Source organism: Pararhizobium sp. (assembly GCF_035497515.1).
Taxonomy (GTDB): domain Bacteria; phylum Pseudomonadota; class Alphaproteobacteria; order Rhizobiales; family Rhizobiaceae; genus Pararhizobium.
In genome coordinates this window covers 1-14,706 of the sequence record NZ_DATJDJ010000027.1, presented here as the reverse complement: position 1 = coordinate 14,706, position 14,706 = coordinate 1, and the positions used below count along the sequence as shown (strand labels likewise).

Genomic DNA, 14,706 nt, shown 5'->3' with positions numbered 1-14,706 from the left:
GAAGAAGCGGCTGTCATAGCTTGCCCAGCCGGAGGACGCATATTTCTTGGAATAGCCGTTGGCGTAGGCCCATTCCATATGCGGGTAGCGCGGCACCGTGCCCGGCGGCAGGCTGACCTCCAGCGGCACCCGCGGCGCATCATCCGGCAGCATGACGAAGCCCCGGCAGAACGGGCGCTCCATACTGATGGTGGTGGCGAACTGGTCGCGGTTCGGGCCGGTAATGCCCTGATAATGGTTCGATCCGCCCCAGGTGTTGTAGGCCGCCCAAGTTCCGGTCGCGGCGACCTGCAGGATACGGCCAGGCTTGCGGCCGGGCTTCGGCAGCACGATGATGAGATGGTGGCAGGTGATTGGCTTTCCGTCGCGGCCATTGGCCGTCAAGGTGATCCGGTAGGCGCCGGATGGCCAGCTTTCATGGACCCGGAACGAAAAAGTCGGCTCCCAGCCGCAACCCAGGACGGAGACCTGGTCCGGCGTTTCCTGCCAGGTGGTCGCGACCCCTTCGGCGCCGTAAACGCTCGTCTCGACGCCACCGTCGCGGACGATCTCCAGCCGGCAGGTGGCGGCCGTCGAGCTGATATGCAGATCGACCTTGGCACCCGGCGCATAGGTCCAGGAGCGGGTGTAGCACCAGATTTCGCCACGAGCGCCGTCCATGCCCGGCGTTTCGTAATAATGGCCGCGCACGGCCGCGCGGCGCTGTTCGACGCTCAGTCCGAAATCGGGGAAAACATCGCCTCTGCCCGTCACCTGATGCCTCGTTCGGTCTGCCGGTAGGATCGATCAAACCACAATGGACCTGGGCAGACAAATACTTTAGGTGAAGCCTCAGCATTCACGAAATGAATGAGGTCGCCCATGCCCGGTTCCCCGCCCAGTCCGAGACGCCGGTTCGTCTGGGAGATCGACTGGAACCTCCTGCGCACCTTCACGGTGATCGTCGAGGAGAAGAGCCTGACGGCGGCCGGCCACAGGTTGCTGCTCAAGCAGCCGACCATCAGCAACGCGCTGCGCCGCCTCGAAAGCCATATGGCATGCCGGTTGATCGACCGTTCCGCCAATCATTTCCGCATGACGCCGGCCGGCGAACGGCTCTATGCCGAATGCCTGGCCATGCGCAACATCGTCACCGGTCTGCCCGATCTCATCAAGGATGATCCGGATCTCGTCACCGGTCATGTCGAAATGGCTTTCGCCAGCCATATCGAATGCCTGTTTCTCGATCATTACCTCGCCGATTTCCACAAGACCTTCCCGCGCGTCACCTTCTCGACGACGGTTTCCGCCAGCCGGAACGTGATCGAGGCGGTTTTGAGCGGACAAACCTGCCTCGGCATCTGCCTTGCTCATGAGCGGCATCCGGATCTCGACTATACCGTGCTGTATCGCGAGCATTTCGGCTTCTTCTGCGCGCCCGGCCATCCTCTCTTCGGCAAGACCGGTGTCGAAACGCGTGACCTCGCCGGCCTCGATTACGTGTCCTTCAAGACCGATCATCTCGGCGGCGCACTGGCGCCGGTCGCTCGCCTGCGGCAACGGGAGAATTTTACCGGCCAGATACTCGGGTTGTTCTCCAACCTGGAAGAGGTCAGGCGGCTGATCAAGGCAGGCTTCGGTTTCGGCCCACTGCCGATCCACGTCGTAACGGCTGATATCGAGGCCCGTCAGCTCTGGCAGTTGCCGCCCTATGAAAACCCGCCGGCAGCCGACGTCTATCTGGTCACGAAGCGCGTGAGCCGAAGCAGCCGGGCTGAAACGCTGCTGACCGAACGCCTGGCTGCCGCCATCGAGGCGACGCCGCTTTCGGAACGAACCTATCCCAAGATCTTGTCATAGCCAGGCCGGCAGCGGAATAGGCCCGTCATTGCGATCGGGAAAGCCGGCACGACGCCCCATCTTTCGGCGTTAAGGGTACGAAAAGATTTACGTAAAATTGAACATTCATCGTTAGGTGTTCGCGCAGACACGGTTGTCGGGGAACAACCTCTTTCTGGAGATGGACATGTCCGAAGTTAAGATTAAGCGCCCGTTGTGGATCAAGATAACCGCCTACGGGTTTGCGGCGGTGCTGTTTTCCAGCGCGGCCATCGGTGGTTCCGCCTGGTATCAGCAGTCGCAGATGGCGAACGAAGCAGCCCAGAGCAAGGCGGACAACGACCTCGCCCTGGTCCAGAACGACATGGATGCGCAGAAAAAGGCGGCCTCCGCATTGGCGCTGGCAATTGCCGGCGAACCCGAAACGGGTCAATTGATCGAGAAGGGCGAGCGAGACGCCATTATCGCCAGATATGCCGGCAGCCTGCCCGCCATCGTCAGCGACGGCGGCCTGTCGCTGATGACCTTCATCAATGCCAAGGGTGAAGCCGTCGCACGCATTCACACGCCTGAAAAGTTCGGCGACGACATGACGGGACGACGCAAGACCGTCGTCGAAGCGCTTGCGACCGGCAAGCTCGTTGCCGGGACGGAACCGGGCCGTGCCGCCGTCAGCATGTTCGCCTCCGCTCCGGTGGTGCGCGATGGCAAGACCGTCGGCGTTGTCGATGTCGGCACCGCGCTCACCAACAAATATTTCGCTCCGCTGGCCGACAAGATCGGCGGCGCCATCGCCGTCCATATCATGGTCGACGACAAGCTCCAGCTTCAGGCCGCGACCCTGGGCGAAAAATCCCTTCTCACCGACGAGCAGCTGAAGGCCGCCCTCGACGGCAAGTCGATCCAGCAGAGCATCTCCCAGGATGGCAAGCACTATTTCGTCGATGCCGTTCCGTTCAGCAACTATTCCGGCAAGACCGTCGGCGTGCTGGAAATCGCGTCCAATGTCACCGAAATCGTCGATAGCGGTAGCGAGGCCATCTGGACGACGGTCATCGGCACTGTCCTGGTATCCGGACTTTCCCTCATTGGTTTCCTGTTGTTCGCCCGGTCGCTGGCCGGCACCCTGTCGCGCATCACCGCCACCATGGCAAAGCTCGCGGCGGGCGATCTGCAGTCCGAGATCAAGGGACAGGAGCGCAGCGACGAGATCGGCGCAATGGCGCAGGCCGTCGAAGTGTTCAAGCAGAACGGTCTGAAGGCACGCGAACTGGAACAGGACGCGGACTACCACCGCAACCAGACGGAAGAGCAACGCCGCCAGAATGCCGACAAGGAACGCGAAATTGCCGCCGCGATGGCGCAGGCGACCGGTGGACTTGCCGATGGCCTGAAACATCTTGCCGCGGGCGATTTGTCGTACAGACTGCGCGAGCCTTTTGCCTCGGATTTCGAGGCCTTGCGCACCGACTTCAACCAGGCCGTCGATCAGTTGCGCGAAACCCTGACCTCCGTTTCCCAAGCTACGAACTCGATCGACAGCGGATCGCGTGAAATCAGCCAGAGCGCCGATGATCTTTCGCGACGCACGGAACAGCAGGCCGCGTCGCTTGAAGAAACCGCCGCGGCCCTGGATGAGATCACTGCCAACGTCTCCAACTCGTCCAAGCGCGCCGAGGAAGCGCGTGGCGTCGCCATCCAGGCAAACGAAAGCGCGCGCCGCTCCGGCGATGTCGTCGCCAACGCGGTCGATGCCATGGGCAAGATCGAGAATTCCTCGGCGCAGATTTCCAACATCATCAGCGTCATCGATGAAATCGCCTTCCAGACGAACCTGCTCGCCCTGAACGCCGGGGTCGAGGCGGCCCGTGCGGGCGATGCCGGCAAGGGGTTTGCCGTCGTCGCACAGGAAGTGCGTGAACTCGCCCAGCGGTCCGCGAAGGCCGCCAAGGAGATCAAGGACCTTATCCGCAATTCCACCACGGAAGTTGAAAACGGCGTCAAGCTCGTCAGCCAGACGGGCCAGTCGTTGAAGACGATCGAGGACTTCATCGTCTCCATCAACCAGCACATGGATGCGATCACAACATCGGCGCGCGAACAGTCGGTCGGCCTGTCGGAGGTCAACACTGCCGTCAACCAGATGGACCAGGTGACGCAGCAGAATGCTGCAATGGTCGAGGAAGCCAATGCCGCCGGCGCAACGCTTGCAACCGAGGCCGGACGTCTTCGCGAGTTGATCGGCCGGTTCGCACTGGCGGACAATGCAAATACGGCGGTTGCGGTCTTGCGTTCCACGTCATCCCATCTGCAGGCCAGAACCACACCCGCTGCCGCAGCATCGCCCGTCCACAAGATGACGGCGCGGGTCGCCAAGTCGTTTGGTTCGGCCGCCGTTGCCACCGACAACTGGGAAGAATTCTGACCGCCAGACCCGGCTTCATCCGGACAGACTGACAAGCAAACAGAACCGACAACGCCGGGCCGAGAGGCCCGGCGTTGTCGTTTGCGCAAAAATTTCGTTGCGCGCCTCATCCGCGGCTTGACGCACGCATTACGATTTGCACTATTGCTCAGATGTCAGACCAATTTTGGTTTCAGCTGGAAAGCGGACAATGAAGCACGGCGATGCACGAGCAGCACTTGCCCCCCTGCCCCCGGCGGACCGGGTACAGCAGGTGACCGCCGCTGTTGCGGACTATATCCAGCGCTCGAACCTCATTCCCGGTGACCGGCTTCCTGCCGAACGGGAACTGATGGCGGACCTTGCCGTCGGCCGCTCGACCATTCGCGAGGTCATCCGCCATTTCCAGGCGCTCGGCGTCATGGAAGCGCGCAAGGGCAGCGGCACCTATCTGCTGAAACCCATTTCCGGCGCGACCATCCACATGCCGCTGTCGCTCGACGCCAGCCACCTGCGCGACGTGCTGTTGAAAACGCTCGAGGTCCGGCGCGGTATCGAATGCGAGGCCGGCATGGTCGCCGCCCGCATGCGCACGGCCAGCGATCTCGTCACCATCGAGCAGAAGCTGGACGAAATGGAGCGGGTGCACCTGTCCAGGGGCACGTCCGGCCCGGAGGACCTCGCCTTCCACCTCGCGATCTACGACGCCACCCACAATCCGCTGTTCAAGCAATTGCTCGAACAGATGCGCGGCGCCTTCGAGCAGTTCTGGGAAAAGCCTTTCGACCGGCCGGATTTCGCCCGCCGCTCCTTTCCGTTCCACCGCACCCTCTTCAACGCCATCGCCGCGGGCGATCCGGAAGGGGCGCGTGCCGAGACACTGAAAATCCTCACCATCGTCGAGGAAGACATCAAGGAAATGTCCAAATGAGCAACGGGTTCGATCCGTTCGAGGAAGCCTCCCTCATCGTCGCCCACGACATGAGCAATGCCTACGATGCCGTCGTGCCGCCGATCGTGCAGACCTCGCTCTTCACCTTCACCGACTACGACGACATGGTCTCGTCCTATCGCGGCGAAAAGGTCAGGCCGATCTACACGCGGGGCCTCAATCCGACCGTGCGCATGTTCGAGGAGATGCTGGCCAGGCTCGAAGGTGCCGAAGACGCGATGGGCTTTGCTAGCGGTATGTCAGCGATCTCGTCGACGGTCCTGTCCTTCGTGCAGCCGGGCGACCGCATCGTCGCCGTCAAGCATCTCTATCCCGATGCGTTCCGGCTTTTCGGCACCTTCTTCAAGCGCATGAACATCGAGGTCACCTATGTCGATGGCCGCGACGAGGACGCGGTCGCCAAGGTCCTGCCCGGCGCCAAGCTGCTCTATCTCGAAAGCCCGACAAGCTGGGTGATGGAAACCCACGATGTCGCAGCGCTCGCGGCCCTGGCCAAGAAGCACGGCGTCATCACCACCATCGACAACAGCTGGGCAAGCCCGATCTTCCAGCAGCCGATTTCGCTCGGCGTCGATCTGGTCATTCATTCGGCCTCGAAATATCTCGGCGGCCACAGCGATGTCGTCGCCGGTGTCGTCGCCGGTTCGAAGGAGATGATCGGCCGCATCCGTGCCGAAGCCTATCCCTATCTCGGCGGCAAGCTCTCGCCGTTCGACGCCTGGCTTCTCATTCGCGGCATGCGCACCCTGCCGATCCGTATGAAGGCGCATGAACAATCGGCGACGACGATCGCCAGGCGACTGCAGGCGCATGACGCCGTTGAATCCGTCAACTATCCCGGTCTTGCTAACCACCTGCCGGCGGGTCTCAAGGGCACGTCCGGCCTGTTCTCGTTCATTTTCAAGGAGGGCATCAACGTCCGCACCTTCTCCGATCACCTCAACCTGTTCAAGCTCGGCGTCAGCTGGGGTGGACACGAGAGCCTGATCGTGCCGGGCGAAGTGGTCCTGTCACAAAAAGCACAACCGAATTCCGCGGTCGCCTTCGGCATCAGCCCGCGGTCAGTACGGCTCCATGTCGGCCTGGAGGGAACGGAGGCCCTCTGGAGCGATATCGAAGCGGCAATCGCTGCCGCATCAGTAGGCTGACGACAAGAAGCAACCACTCCACACAAAAAGGGGAAACGAACATGAGGACACTGATTGCGGCGACACTGTTCGCCACGCTGATGGCAGGCACCGCCCTTGCCGATACCAAGCTCAAGCTGGTGGAAGTCATCACCAGCCCGGAACGCACCGAGACCCTGAAGTCCATCGTCGCGAAGTTCGAAGCGGCAAACCCGGGCACGACCGTCGAGGTCATTTCCCTGCCCTGGGGCGAAGCCTTCCAGAAGTTCGCGACCATGGCCTCGGCCGGTGAAATCCCCGACGTCATGGAAATGCCGGACACCTGGCTGTCGCTCTACGCCAACAATGGCATGCTCGAAAGCCTTGAGCCCTACCTCAAGGACTGGGAACACACGCCCCAACTGACCGATCGCGCGCTCGAACTCGGCCGCGACGTCAAGGACACGGCCTATATGTTGCCTTACGGCTTCTATCTGCGCGCCATGTTCTACAACAAGAAGATCTTCACCGAGGCCGGCGTCGATGGACCGCCGAAGACGATGGACGACTTTGTCGCCGCCGCCGAGAAGATCAAGAAGCTGCCGGGCAAATATGCCTATTGCATGCGCGGCGGTCCCGGCGGCCTCAACGGCTGGATGATGATGGGCGCCACGATGGCTGGCGACAACACCTACTTTAACGCCGACGGCACGTCGAAGTTCTCGGAAGAGGGTTGGGTCAAGGGCTTCACCTGGCTGACAGACCTTTACAAGAACGGCTATGCGCCGAAGGACAGCGTCAACTGGGGATTCAACGAGATCGTCGCGGGCTTCTACACCGGAACCTGCGCCATGCTCGACCAGGATCCGGACGCCCTGATTGCCATTGCGGAACGCATGGATGCGGCCGATTACGGCGTCACCACCATGCCGAAGGGCCCGTCCGGCAAGACCTTCCCGACCATCGGTTTTGCCGGCTGGTCGATGATGTCGGCCAGCGAAAACAAGGACCTGGCCTGGAAGCTGATCGCTACGCTCGAAGGCCCGGAAGGCAATATCGAGTGGAACAAGAAGATCGGCGCGCTGCCGGCCCTGAAATCCGCCGAGAAGGACCCCTTCTTCGCCACCGAGCAGTTCAAGGGCTGGTTCGAGGAACTGGCGGACAAGGACGCCGTCCCGACCGTCATGCCGACCTACCTGGAAGAATTTGCCTTCTTCAAGGATTCGATGGCGATCAAGACAAGCCAGGAAGCCATGCTCGGCGACATCACGCCGGAAGACATGGCCAAGCAATGGGCTGAATACATGACCGCTGCTCAAAAGAAGTTCCTCGCGAGCAAGTAAGTCATCAGCCTTTAACCGCAGGCAGCGACATGACGTCGTCTGCCTGCGGCTCATTCCCGACTGGAAACACGGCACCCCTTGAAGGCCTGCCGCGAAACGGAAATATTTGACGATGGCTTCACCTGCAGCCCGCACCAGCGGTCCGCGCACAGACCAGCGGCCGCTGAAAAAGCGCCTGGCCGATGCGTCCGCGCCCTATCTCTACACAGCGCCTGCGCTGATCCTGATCGTCACCGTCATGCTGGTGCCGCTGGTGCTCGGCATTTCCTATGCCTTCCGCGATATCCAGTTGCTCAATCCGTTTTCCGGCGGCTTCATCGGCATCGATCATTTCAAGACGCTGTCGCAGGACCAGAATTTCTATCGGGCGCTCAAGAACACGCTGTGGTGGACCGGTTGGTCCGTGCTGCTGCAGTTCGTCTTCGGCCTGATCCTCGCCCTTCTTCTCGACAAGCCCTTCTACGGCCGTGGCATCGTCCAGGCGCTCGTCTTCCTGCCCTGGGCCGTGCCGAGCTTCCTTGCCGGGCTCAACTGGGCCTGGCTGTTCAATCCCGTCGTCGGTCCGCTGCCGCACTGGATGTTCTCGCTTGGCCTGATGAGCGAACCCCTCAACATCCTCTCCGACCCGCAGCTTTCCATGTGGGGACCGATCATCGCCAATGTCTGGTGGGGCATTCCTTTCTTCGCCATCACGCTGCTCGCCGCCCTCCAGGCGATCCCGCGCGATCTTTATGAAGCGGCCAGCATCGACGGCGCCGGGCCGGTGCAGAGGTTCCTGTCGATCACCCTGCCGTTCCTTGCGCCGACCATCGCCATCACGGTCCTGCTGCGCACGGTCTGGATCTCCAATTTCGCCGACCTGATCATCGTCATGACCAATGGCGGCCCGGCCGACCGCAGCCAGATCGTCGCCAGCTACATCTTCACCCAGGCCTTCAAGCGGCTGGACTTCGGCTATGCATCGGCCATCGCGCTCGTTCTTCTGGTGCTGCTCATCACCTATTCCATGCTGATCGTCGTCTTGCGGCAATGGCTCCTGAGCAAGGATTGAGATCATGACCGCAAAACGCATCATCTCCGTCATCGCCCATCGGTTGGCCATCCTCGGCTATATCGTCTTTGCGCTGTTCCCGCTCTACTGGCTCCTGAAGGTCTCGGTCACGCCCAACAAGCTGCTCTATTCCGAAGGCATCCGGATGTGGCCGTCGCGAACCAGCTTCGAGCATTTCGATTTCGTGCTGAAGCACAGCGAATTCCCGACCTTCTTCAAGAACAGCCTGATCGTCTCCGGCTCGACCGCCATCATCGTTACGATTCTTGCCTCGCTTGCCGGCTACGCGATGTCGCGCTTCAATTTTCGCGGCAAATACTGGATCGTGACGCTGATGCTGCTGACCCAGATGTTCCCGCTGGTGATGCTGGTGGCGCCGATCTTCAAGATGCTGTCGCCGCTCGGCCTTACCAACAGCCTGACCGGCCTTGTGATCGTCTACACCGCCTTCAACGTGCCCTTCGCCACCTTCCTCATGCAGTCCTTCTTCGATGGCATACCGAAGGACCTGGAGGAGGCCGCAATGATCGACGGCGCCACCCAGTTCGTCGCCTTCCGGCAGATCATCCTGCCCCTGACGCTGCCGGGCATTGCCGCCACGCTCGGCTTCGTCTTCACGGCCGCCTGGAGCGAACTCCTGTTCTCTCTGATGCTCATTTCCGGAAACGACGCGGCGACCTTCCCGGTCGGGTTGCTCTCTTTCGTATCCAAATTCTCGGTCGACTTCGGACAGATGATGGCGGCAGGCGTGCTCGCGCTGATCCCGGCCTGCCTGTTCTTCCTGTTGATCCAACGTTACCTCGTGCAGGGCCTGACGGCCGGCGCCGTGAAAGGCTGATCCCATGGCATCGATCGATATTTCCAACATCCACAAATCCTACGGCATCCATCCGGTGCTGCATGGCGTCGATCTCGACATCAGGGACGGCGAGTTCGTCGTTCTCGTCGGCCCGTCCGGCTGCGGCAAGTCCACGCTGCTGCGGATGATCGCGGGCCTTGAGGCCGTCACCGATGGCGAGATCCGTATCGACGGCAAGCGCGTCAATGACCTCGCGCCGAAGGATCGCGACATCGCCATGGTGTTCCAGTCCTATGCGCTCTATCCGCATATGAGCGTGGCGAAGAACATGAGCTACAGCCTGCGGCTGAGAAAGATCGCCAAGGAGAAGATCGCCGCAGTGGTGGCCGGCGCCGCCGGCAAGCTCGGCCTCGATCCGCTGATGGAACGCAGGCCGAAGGCGCTGTCCGGCGGCCAGCGCCAGCGCGTCGCCATGGGTCGCGCCATCGTGCGCGAGCCGAAGGCCTTCCTGTTCGACGAGCCGCTGTCGAACCTCGACGCCCGCCTGCGCGAACAGATGCGGGCTGAAATCAAGAAGCTGCACCAGGACCTCGGCGCCACCTCGATCTACGTCACCCACGACCAGATCGAGGCCATGACGCTGGCCGACCGCATTGTCGCCATGCATGGCGGCGTCATCCAGCAGGTCGGCAGCCCGCTCGAACTCTACGACAATCCGGCCAACCTCTTCGTGGCCGGTTTCATCGGCTCGCCGGGCATGAATTTCTTCGAAGGCCGCTACATGGTCAATGGCGATACGGCGAGTTTTGCCCTCACCGGCGGTGGCATCCTGCCGCTTGGCGGCACCGCCAATCTCACCGACGGCAGCCGCGCCACGCTCGGCATCCGGCCGGAACACGTCATTCTCGGCGCCGAAGGCCCGGATGCCATGACGGCAACCGTCGAACTGGTCGAACCGACCGGCTTCGGCATCATCGTCCATCTGAAGCTCGGCCCCGCCACCTTCAAGGCCTTCACCCTCGACCGCCGCTTCCTCGGCATGCACGGCGAGGTCCCCGTCCGGCTGCCGGTGCAGAACCTGCATTTCTTCAACGAAGAGGGCCGGAAGGTTTAGGCATGAGCGAATCCGCGCTCCCTTGACATGATATCATATGTAATATCAATTTAAGCCATGATCGTCGTGGATGCCAATGTCATGTTGTCCGCATTGCGTTCGTCGAACGGGGCGTCTCACTATCTCCTCAGGCAGATGCTCGGCGGCACGATCGCGTTCGCAATCTCGCCCGCGGTCGCGCTTGAATACGAAGATGTCTTGAAACGTCCGAAAATCCTCGGAAGCGATCCGTGGATCAGCCACGGCGAGATTGATATCGTACTCGATGCGGTCTTTAGCCGGGCAAACCTGATTTCGCCCTGGTTTCGCTTCAGGCCATTCCTGGATGATCCGAAAGACGATCTCTATATTGAATGCGCCCTTGCGGCCGGCGCAGATACGATCGTGACGAGAGACAAGCATTTTCGGCACCCAGCCGTCGAGGCATTTGGAATCATCGTCAGCGGAGCAGGTGAATTCGTTGCTCGACATGAAGGAAGGAAGTGACAGATATGAGCACATATCCATTGAGACTTGCTGACCATGTCATGGAGGAAGCAAAGCAGGCAGCAGCCGACGACAACATTTCGCTGAATCAATTGCTTGCGGCCTTCATCGCCGATGGAATCGGCCACCGCCGTGCCATCATCGGCCTGAAGAAGCGGTCGGCCAGCGGAAATGTCGAGGACGCGCTGGCGATTCTGGCTCGCACCCCTGATATCGCTCCGGATCCTGGCGACGAGCTTCCTGAACAGACAACGGCCAAGCGTTCGAAAAGATAACGGCGCAACAATTGCGCGCTGGTGGCGCTAGTCCACCACGTCCAGCGGCAGCAGCGTGAACAGTTCCTGCGCGCGTTTGACGCCGCGCAGGGCATAACGGCCGATCGACACGACCTCGGAACCGCGTGGCGGCGGTGCGGCGGCAACGAATTGCGACGACATGATGACGCTGCGGTCGATGAAGCGGCACATCGAGGCGATACGGCTGACCTCGTTGACCGCCGGGCCGATGACGGTGAAGTCGAGGCGGTCGCTGGAACCGATATTGCCATAGAAGACGTCGCCGATGTGCAGGCCGAGATAGACCTCCGTCACCGGGCGGCCCTCGAGCATGCGCCGCTGGTTCAGGCCCTTCAGCTTCTCGCGCAGGCTTTTCTCGGCGACCAGCGCGCGGGCACAGGCATCCTCGCGCTCCTCGGCCTTGAAAATCGCCAACGTGCCGTCGCCGATCAGCTTCAGCACATTGCCGCCGGCCTCATGGATCGAGGAGATCACCGCGTCGGCGTAGTCGTTGAGGAAAGGAATGATCTCGTCCGGCGCGAGATTGTCGGAAATGCGGGTATAGTTCTGCAGGTCGGAGAACCACAGGACCGCCGAGATTCGCTCCGCCTTGCCGCGCGAGATGCGGCCTTCGAGCACCTGCTTGGCCGCGTCCTCGCCGAGATAGACCTCGGCGATGGTGCGCGAAATCCGCGTCAGCGAGCCGGACTTGATCGCCAGCGCCAGGACGGGAACGAGTTGGCGAAGCGCTGCAATGTCGTCATCGCGAAAACCACCCGCGTCCATGGTCGTCCATTGGGAGTAGAAACAGTCCATGTCGCCGATATGGCTGTCCTGCGCGAAGCGATGGATCATCGCGATAAAGTCCTGATGGCCGGCAGCAACCAGCGTATCGAGCCCGAAGAAGTCGATGGGATCGCCAAAGCCGATGCGGCGGCGGATTTCACTCTCGTTGTTCTCGCGCAGGTGGAAAAAGGCCGACCGTTCCCAGTTTTCCGCCGAAACGCCCTCGTTCGTCGGACCATATTCGAACGCGCCCCGCACCGGTTCCTTGCTGTCCCACTGGAAGGCCCGTCCTTCATAGACGGGATGCAGCGTGTCGATCAGCGCCAGGCCGCGATCGAGCCGCATGCCGACGGCGCGGGCGCGCTGGCAGAAGCCATTGACGATATCCATCTCGTCGGTGCCCTTCAGACCCTGCGTCGTCAACCAGGCGGAAATCTCTCCGATATCGTTTGCGTTCATGTCGGTCGTCCTGATTTCCGGGGTCATCATATCTTTAGAGCATAGACCTGACATCCGGAACGGATTTGAGGGCATGCGGGGTCGGTTCGGGGTGTGTCGTTCGGAGATGTCCGGCAGGCGGACGGAAGGCTGGAGGCGGCATATGGGAAACCCGCTTGCGAAAGACAAGCGGCTACCCGAAATTTTCTATCGCGCCGCCTGCCGTACCGCGGCTGTATCCGTATACGGCAAGAGACTGAGTATAGAAGAAAAATCTTAAACAGAGCCTGCTTGCCCGGTCCCGCTATTTCCGGGATGACAGGCAATCCGAATAATGTAAGCTGTCCCCGAAATGCGAATGCCGATCTTGGGAAGACCCCCGAAATCGGCTCGGCGCACGTTATGAAAAACCCAGTCTGCAGACTTGAAATACCTGTAAATTTCAAACGATCCGCAGTTGGTCTACCCGTGTCCCGACTGCCCGGCATGCTGTCTCAAGTTCGGCAAAGATCGACCAGAGGCAATCTTCGCGAACAGCTCCGTGCGGCTGCACGGTATATTCAACTCGATGCGCTTCAGAGGGCTTGCAGATGGTACGACACTGGCTGGTTCCGGCGATATTGCTCTTCTCCACAACCCTGACTGCAGCCCCTTCAGGGGCGCAGGAGCAACCCAAGGCCGCCGTGACCGTCGCGAAGCCGGTGGTTCGTGATGTCATCGACAGCGACGAATTCATCGGCCGCTTCGAGCCTGTCGACGAGGTGACGTTGCGTTCCCGCGTCGGCGGGTATCTGGACCGGATCGACTTCAAGGACGGCGCCATGGTGAAGAACGGCGACCAGCTCTTCGTCATCGACCAGCGCCCCTTCCGGACCGCGCTCGATATCGCCACCTCCTCGCAGGAAGTCGCCAAGTCGACGCTGACCTTCGCCGAATCCGAATTCGCCCGCACGGAATCGCTCGTGCAAAAGGGCACGCTCGCCGTCTCGGTCCTTGATGATCGTCGCCGCGAACTGCGGTCGGCTCAGGCCAATATCCGTGGCGCCGAGGCAAGCCTGGCGCGCGCCAGGCTCGACATGGAATATACGGTCATCAAGGCGCCGCTTTCCGGCCGCATCGATCGTCGCCTGATCTCGGTGGGCAATCTCGTCCAGGCCGACCAGACGGCGCTGACGACGATCGTTTCCCTCGATCCGATCGATTTCTACTTCGATGTCGATGAGCGTCGCCTGTTGAACTATGCCCGCGTCGCCCGCGAGCACGGTAGCGACCTGCAGGAAGGCGGCGGCTCGCTGGACGTGTCCGTCACTATCGCCGATTCGACCGAGAAACCCTTCAAGGGCAAGCTCGATTTCGCCGAAAACCGCGTCGATCAGGAAACCGGAACGATGCGCGTGCGCGCCCGGTTCGACAATCCGGATTTCGTCCTGCAGCCCGGCCTGTTCGGCCGTGTCCAGGTCAACGCGTCCAACACCTATCAGGGCATTCTCGTACCCGACGAAGCGATCGGCTCGGATCAGGACCAGCGCGTCGTCTATGTCGTTGCCGACGATGGCAGCTTTTCGACGAAACAGGTCCGGCTTGGACCGAGGCTCTATGGCTACCGGGTCGTTCGTGAAGGATTGACCGGCGACGAGACGATCGTCGTCAACGGCCTGACCCGGCTGCGCCCCGGCGTCATCGTCGATCCCACGCTCGTGACCCTGCCGCCCGAAGCCGCGCCAACGGAGAATGGTCAATGAGATTTGCCCATTTCTTCGTCGATCGGCCGATCTTCGCGTCGGTCGTGTCCATCTTCCTGCTGATCGTCGGTGGCATCGCCTATTTCCAGCTTCCCGTCGCGCAATATCCGGAAATCGCGCCACCGACCATCGTCATCCGCACCGCCTATCCCGGCGCCGATGCCGAGACGATCGCCAACACGGTCTCGACGCCGCTGGAGCAGGAAATCAACGGCGTCGAGGGCATGCTCTACATGTCCTCCTATTCGACAGCCGACGGATCGATGGCGCTGACCGTCACCTTCAAGCTCGGCACCGATCTCGACAAGGCGCAGGTGCTGGTCCAGAACCGCGTGGCGATCGCCGAACCGCGCCTGCCGGAAGAAGTCCGCCGCATCGGCGTCACCACGGCG

General features: G+C 61.4%; 14 protein-coding genes. 12 read left to right on the top strand and 2 right to left on the bottom strand.

Annotation, left to right across the window (positions count from 1 at the left end; genetic code table 11):
- A partial coding sequence (locus VL202_RS02495; protein ID WP_325462605.1) for a N,N-dimethylformamidase beta subunit family domain-containing protein occupies positions 1-753 on the bottom strand: 753 nt, incomplete at its 3' end.
- Positions 754-861: 108 nt separating this feature from the next.
- Here VL202_RS02495 and VL202_RS02490 point away from each other — a divergent pair.
- The 10 genes from VL202_RS02490 to VL202_RS02445 all read left to right on the top strand — a co-directional run bounded on the left by VL202_RS02490 (position 862) and on the right by VL202_RS02445 (position 11,348).
- Positions 862-1,839, top strand: a complete 978-nt coding sequence (locus VL202_RS02490; RefSeq protein ID WP_325462604.1) for a LysR family transcriptional regulator — start codon at positions 862-864, stop codon at positions 1,837-1,839.
- A 166-nt stretch (positions 1,840-2,005) separates the two neighbouring features.
- Positions 2,006-4,243: a methyl-accepting chemotaxis protein gene (locus VL202_RS02485; protein WP_325462603.1), complete on the top strand. Its 2,238-nt coding sequence runs from the start codon at positions 2,006-2,008 to the stop codon at positions 4,241-4,243.
- Positions 4,244-4,433: 190 nt separating this feature from the next.
- The gene (locus VL202_RS02480) at positions 4,434-5,153 is read left to right on the top strand and encodes a FadR/GntR family transcriptional regulator (protein WP_325462602.1); all 720 of its coding nucleotides are present in this window, start codon (positions 4,434-4,436) and stop codon (positions 5,151-5,153) included.
- The gene (locus VL202_RS02475) at positions 5,150-6,322 is read left to right on the top strand and encodes a PLP-dependent transferase (RefSeq protein WP_325462601.1); all 1,173 of its coding nucleotides are present in this window, start codon (positions 5,150-5,152) and stop codon (positions 6,320-6,322) included. Before VL202_RS02480 ends, VL202_RS02475 begins: the two co-directional genes overlap by 4 nt.
- Positions 6,323-6,363: 41 nt before the next feature.
- Positions 6,364-7,623, top strand: coding sequence for a sugar ABC transporter substrate-binding protein (locus VL202_RS02470; RefSeq protein ID WP_325462600.1), 1,260 nt, complete (start codon positions 6,364-6,366; stop codon positions 7,621-7,623).
- Positions 7,624-7,735: 112 nt separating this feature from the next.
- Positions 7,736-8,674 (top strand): sugar ABC transporter permease, encoded by a 939-nt coding sequence (locus VL202_RS02465; protein WP_325462599.1) that lies wholly within the window; start codon positions 7,736-7,738, stop codon positions 8,672-8,674.
- A 4-nt stretch (positions 8,675-8,678) separates the two neighbouring features.
- Positions 8,679-9,512 (top strand): carbohydrate ABC transporter permease, encoded by an 834-nt coding sequence (locus tag VL202_RS02460; RefSeq protein WP_325462598.1) that lies wholly within the window; start codon positions 8,679-8,681, stop codon positions 9,510-9,512.
- A gap of 4 nt (positions 9,513-9,516) precedes the next feature.
- Positions 9,517-10,587: a sn-glycerol-3-phosphate ABC transporter ATP-binding protein UgpC gene (locus VL202_RS02455; RefSeq protein WP_325462597.1), complete on the top strand. Its 1,071-nt coding sequence runs from the start codon at positions 9,517-9,519 to the stop codon at positions 10,585-10,587.
- Between the two features lie 57 nt (positions 10,588-10,644).
- Positions 10,645-11,073, top strand: coding sequence for a putative toxin-antitoxin system toxin component, PIN family (locus tag VL202_RS02450; protein WP_325462596.1), 429 nt, complete (start codon positions 10,645-10,647; stop codon positions 11,071-11,073).
- A gap of 5 nt (positions 11,074-11,078) precedes the next feature.
- Positions 11,079-11,348, top strand: coding sequence for a hypothetical protein (locus VL202_RS02445; protein WP_325462595.1), 270 nt, complete (start codon positions 11,079-11,081; stop codon positions 11,346-11,348).
- A gap of 27 nt (positions 11,349-11,375) precedes the next feature.
- Here the strand turns inward: VL202_RS02445 and VL202_RS02440 are convergent, their stop codons facing one another.
- Positions 11,376-12,593, bottom strand: a complete 1,218-nt coding sequence (locus tag VL202_RS02440; RefSeq protein ID WP_325462594.1) for an adenylate/guanylate cyclase domain-containing protein — start codon at positions 12,591-12,593, stop codon at positions 11,376-11,378.
- A 569-nt stretch (positions 12,594-13,162) separates the two neighbouring features.
- Here VL202_RS02440 and VL202_RS02435 point away from each other — a divergent pair.
- The gene (locus VL202_RS02435) at positions 13,163-14,314 is read left to right on the top strand and encodes an efflux RND transporter periplasmic adaptor subunit (RefSeq protein ID WP_325462593.1); all 1,152 of its coding nucleotides are present in this window, start codon (positions 13,163-13,165) and stop codon (positions 14,312-14,314) included.
- On the top strand, positions 14,311-14,706 hold a 396-nt coding region (locus VL202_RS02430; RefSeq protein WP_325462592.1), incomplete at its 3' end, for an efflux RND transporter permease subunit. The genes VL202_RS02435 and VL202_RS02430, both read left to right, overlap by 4 nt.

Bases quoted from the DNA above. Each gene is read 5' to 3' on its own strand.
- VL202_RS02490 (WP_325462604.1), top strand. From the start codon at position 862: ATGCCCGGTTCCCCGCCCAGTCCGAGACGCCGGTTCGTCTGGGAGATC.
- VL202_RS02485 (WP_325462603.1), top strand. From the start codon at position 2,006: ATGTCCGAAGTTAAGATTAAGCGCCCGTTGTGGATCAAGATAACCGCC.
- VL202_RS02480 (WP_325462602.1), top strand. From the start codon at position 4,434: ATGAAGCACGGCGATGCACGAGCAGCACTTGCCCCCCTGCCCCCGGCG.
- VL202_RS02475 (WP_325462601.1), top strand. From the start codon at position 5,150: ATGAGCAACGGGTTCGATCCGTTCGAGGAAGCCTCCCTCATCGTCGCC.
- VL202_RS02470 (WP_325462600.1), top strand. From the start codon at position 6,364: ATGAGGACACTGATTGCGGCGACACTGTTCGCCACGCTGATGGCAGGC.
- VL202_RS02465 (WP_325462599.1), top strand. From the start codon at position 7,736: ATGGCTTCACCTGCAGCCCGCACCAGCGGTCCGCGCACAGACCAGCGG.
- VL202_RS02460 (WP_325462598.1), top strand. From the start codon at position 8,679: ATGACCGCAAAACGCATCATCTCCGTCATCGCCCATCGGTTGGCCATC.
- VL202_RS02455 (WP_325462597.1), top strand. From the start codon at position 9,517: ATGGCATCGATCGATATTTCCAACATCCACAAATCCTACGGCATCCAT.
- VL202_RS02450 (WP_325462596.1), top strand. From the start codon at position 10,645: ATGATCGTCGTGGATGCCAATGTCATGTTGTCCGCATTGCGTTCGTCG.
- VL202_RS02445 (WP_325462595.1), top strand. From the start codon at position 11,079: ATGAGCACATATCCATTGAGACTTGCTGACCATGTCATGGAGGAAGCA.
- VL202_RS02440 (WP_325462594.1), bottom strand. From the start codon at position 12,593: ATGAACGCAAACGATATCGGAGAGATTTCCGCCTGGTTGACGACGCAG.
- VL202_RS02435 (WP_325462593.1), top strand. From the start codon at position 13,163: ATGGTACGACACTGGCTGGTTCCGGCGATATTGCTCTTCTCCACAACC.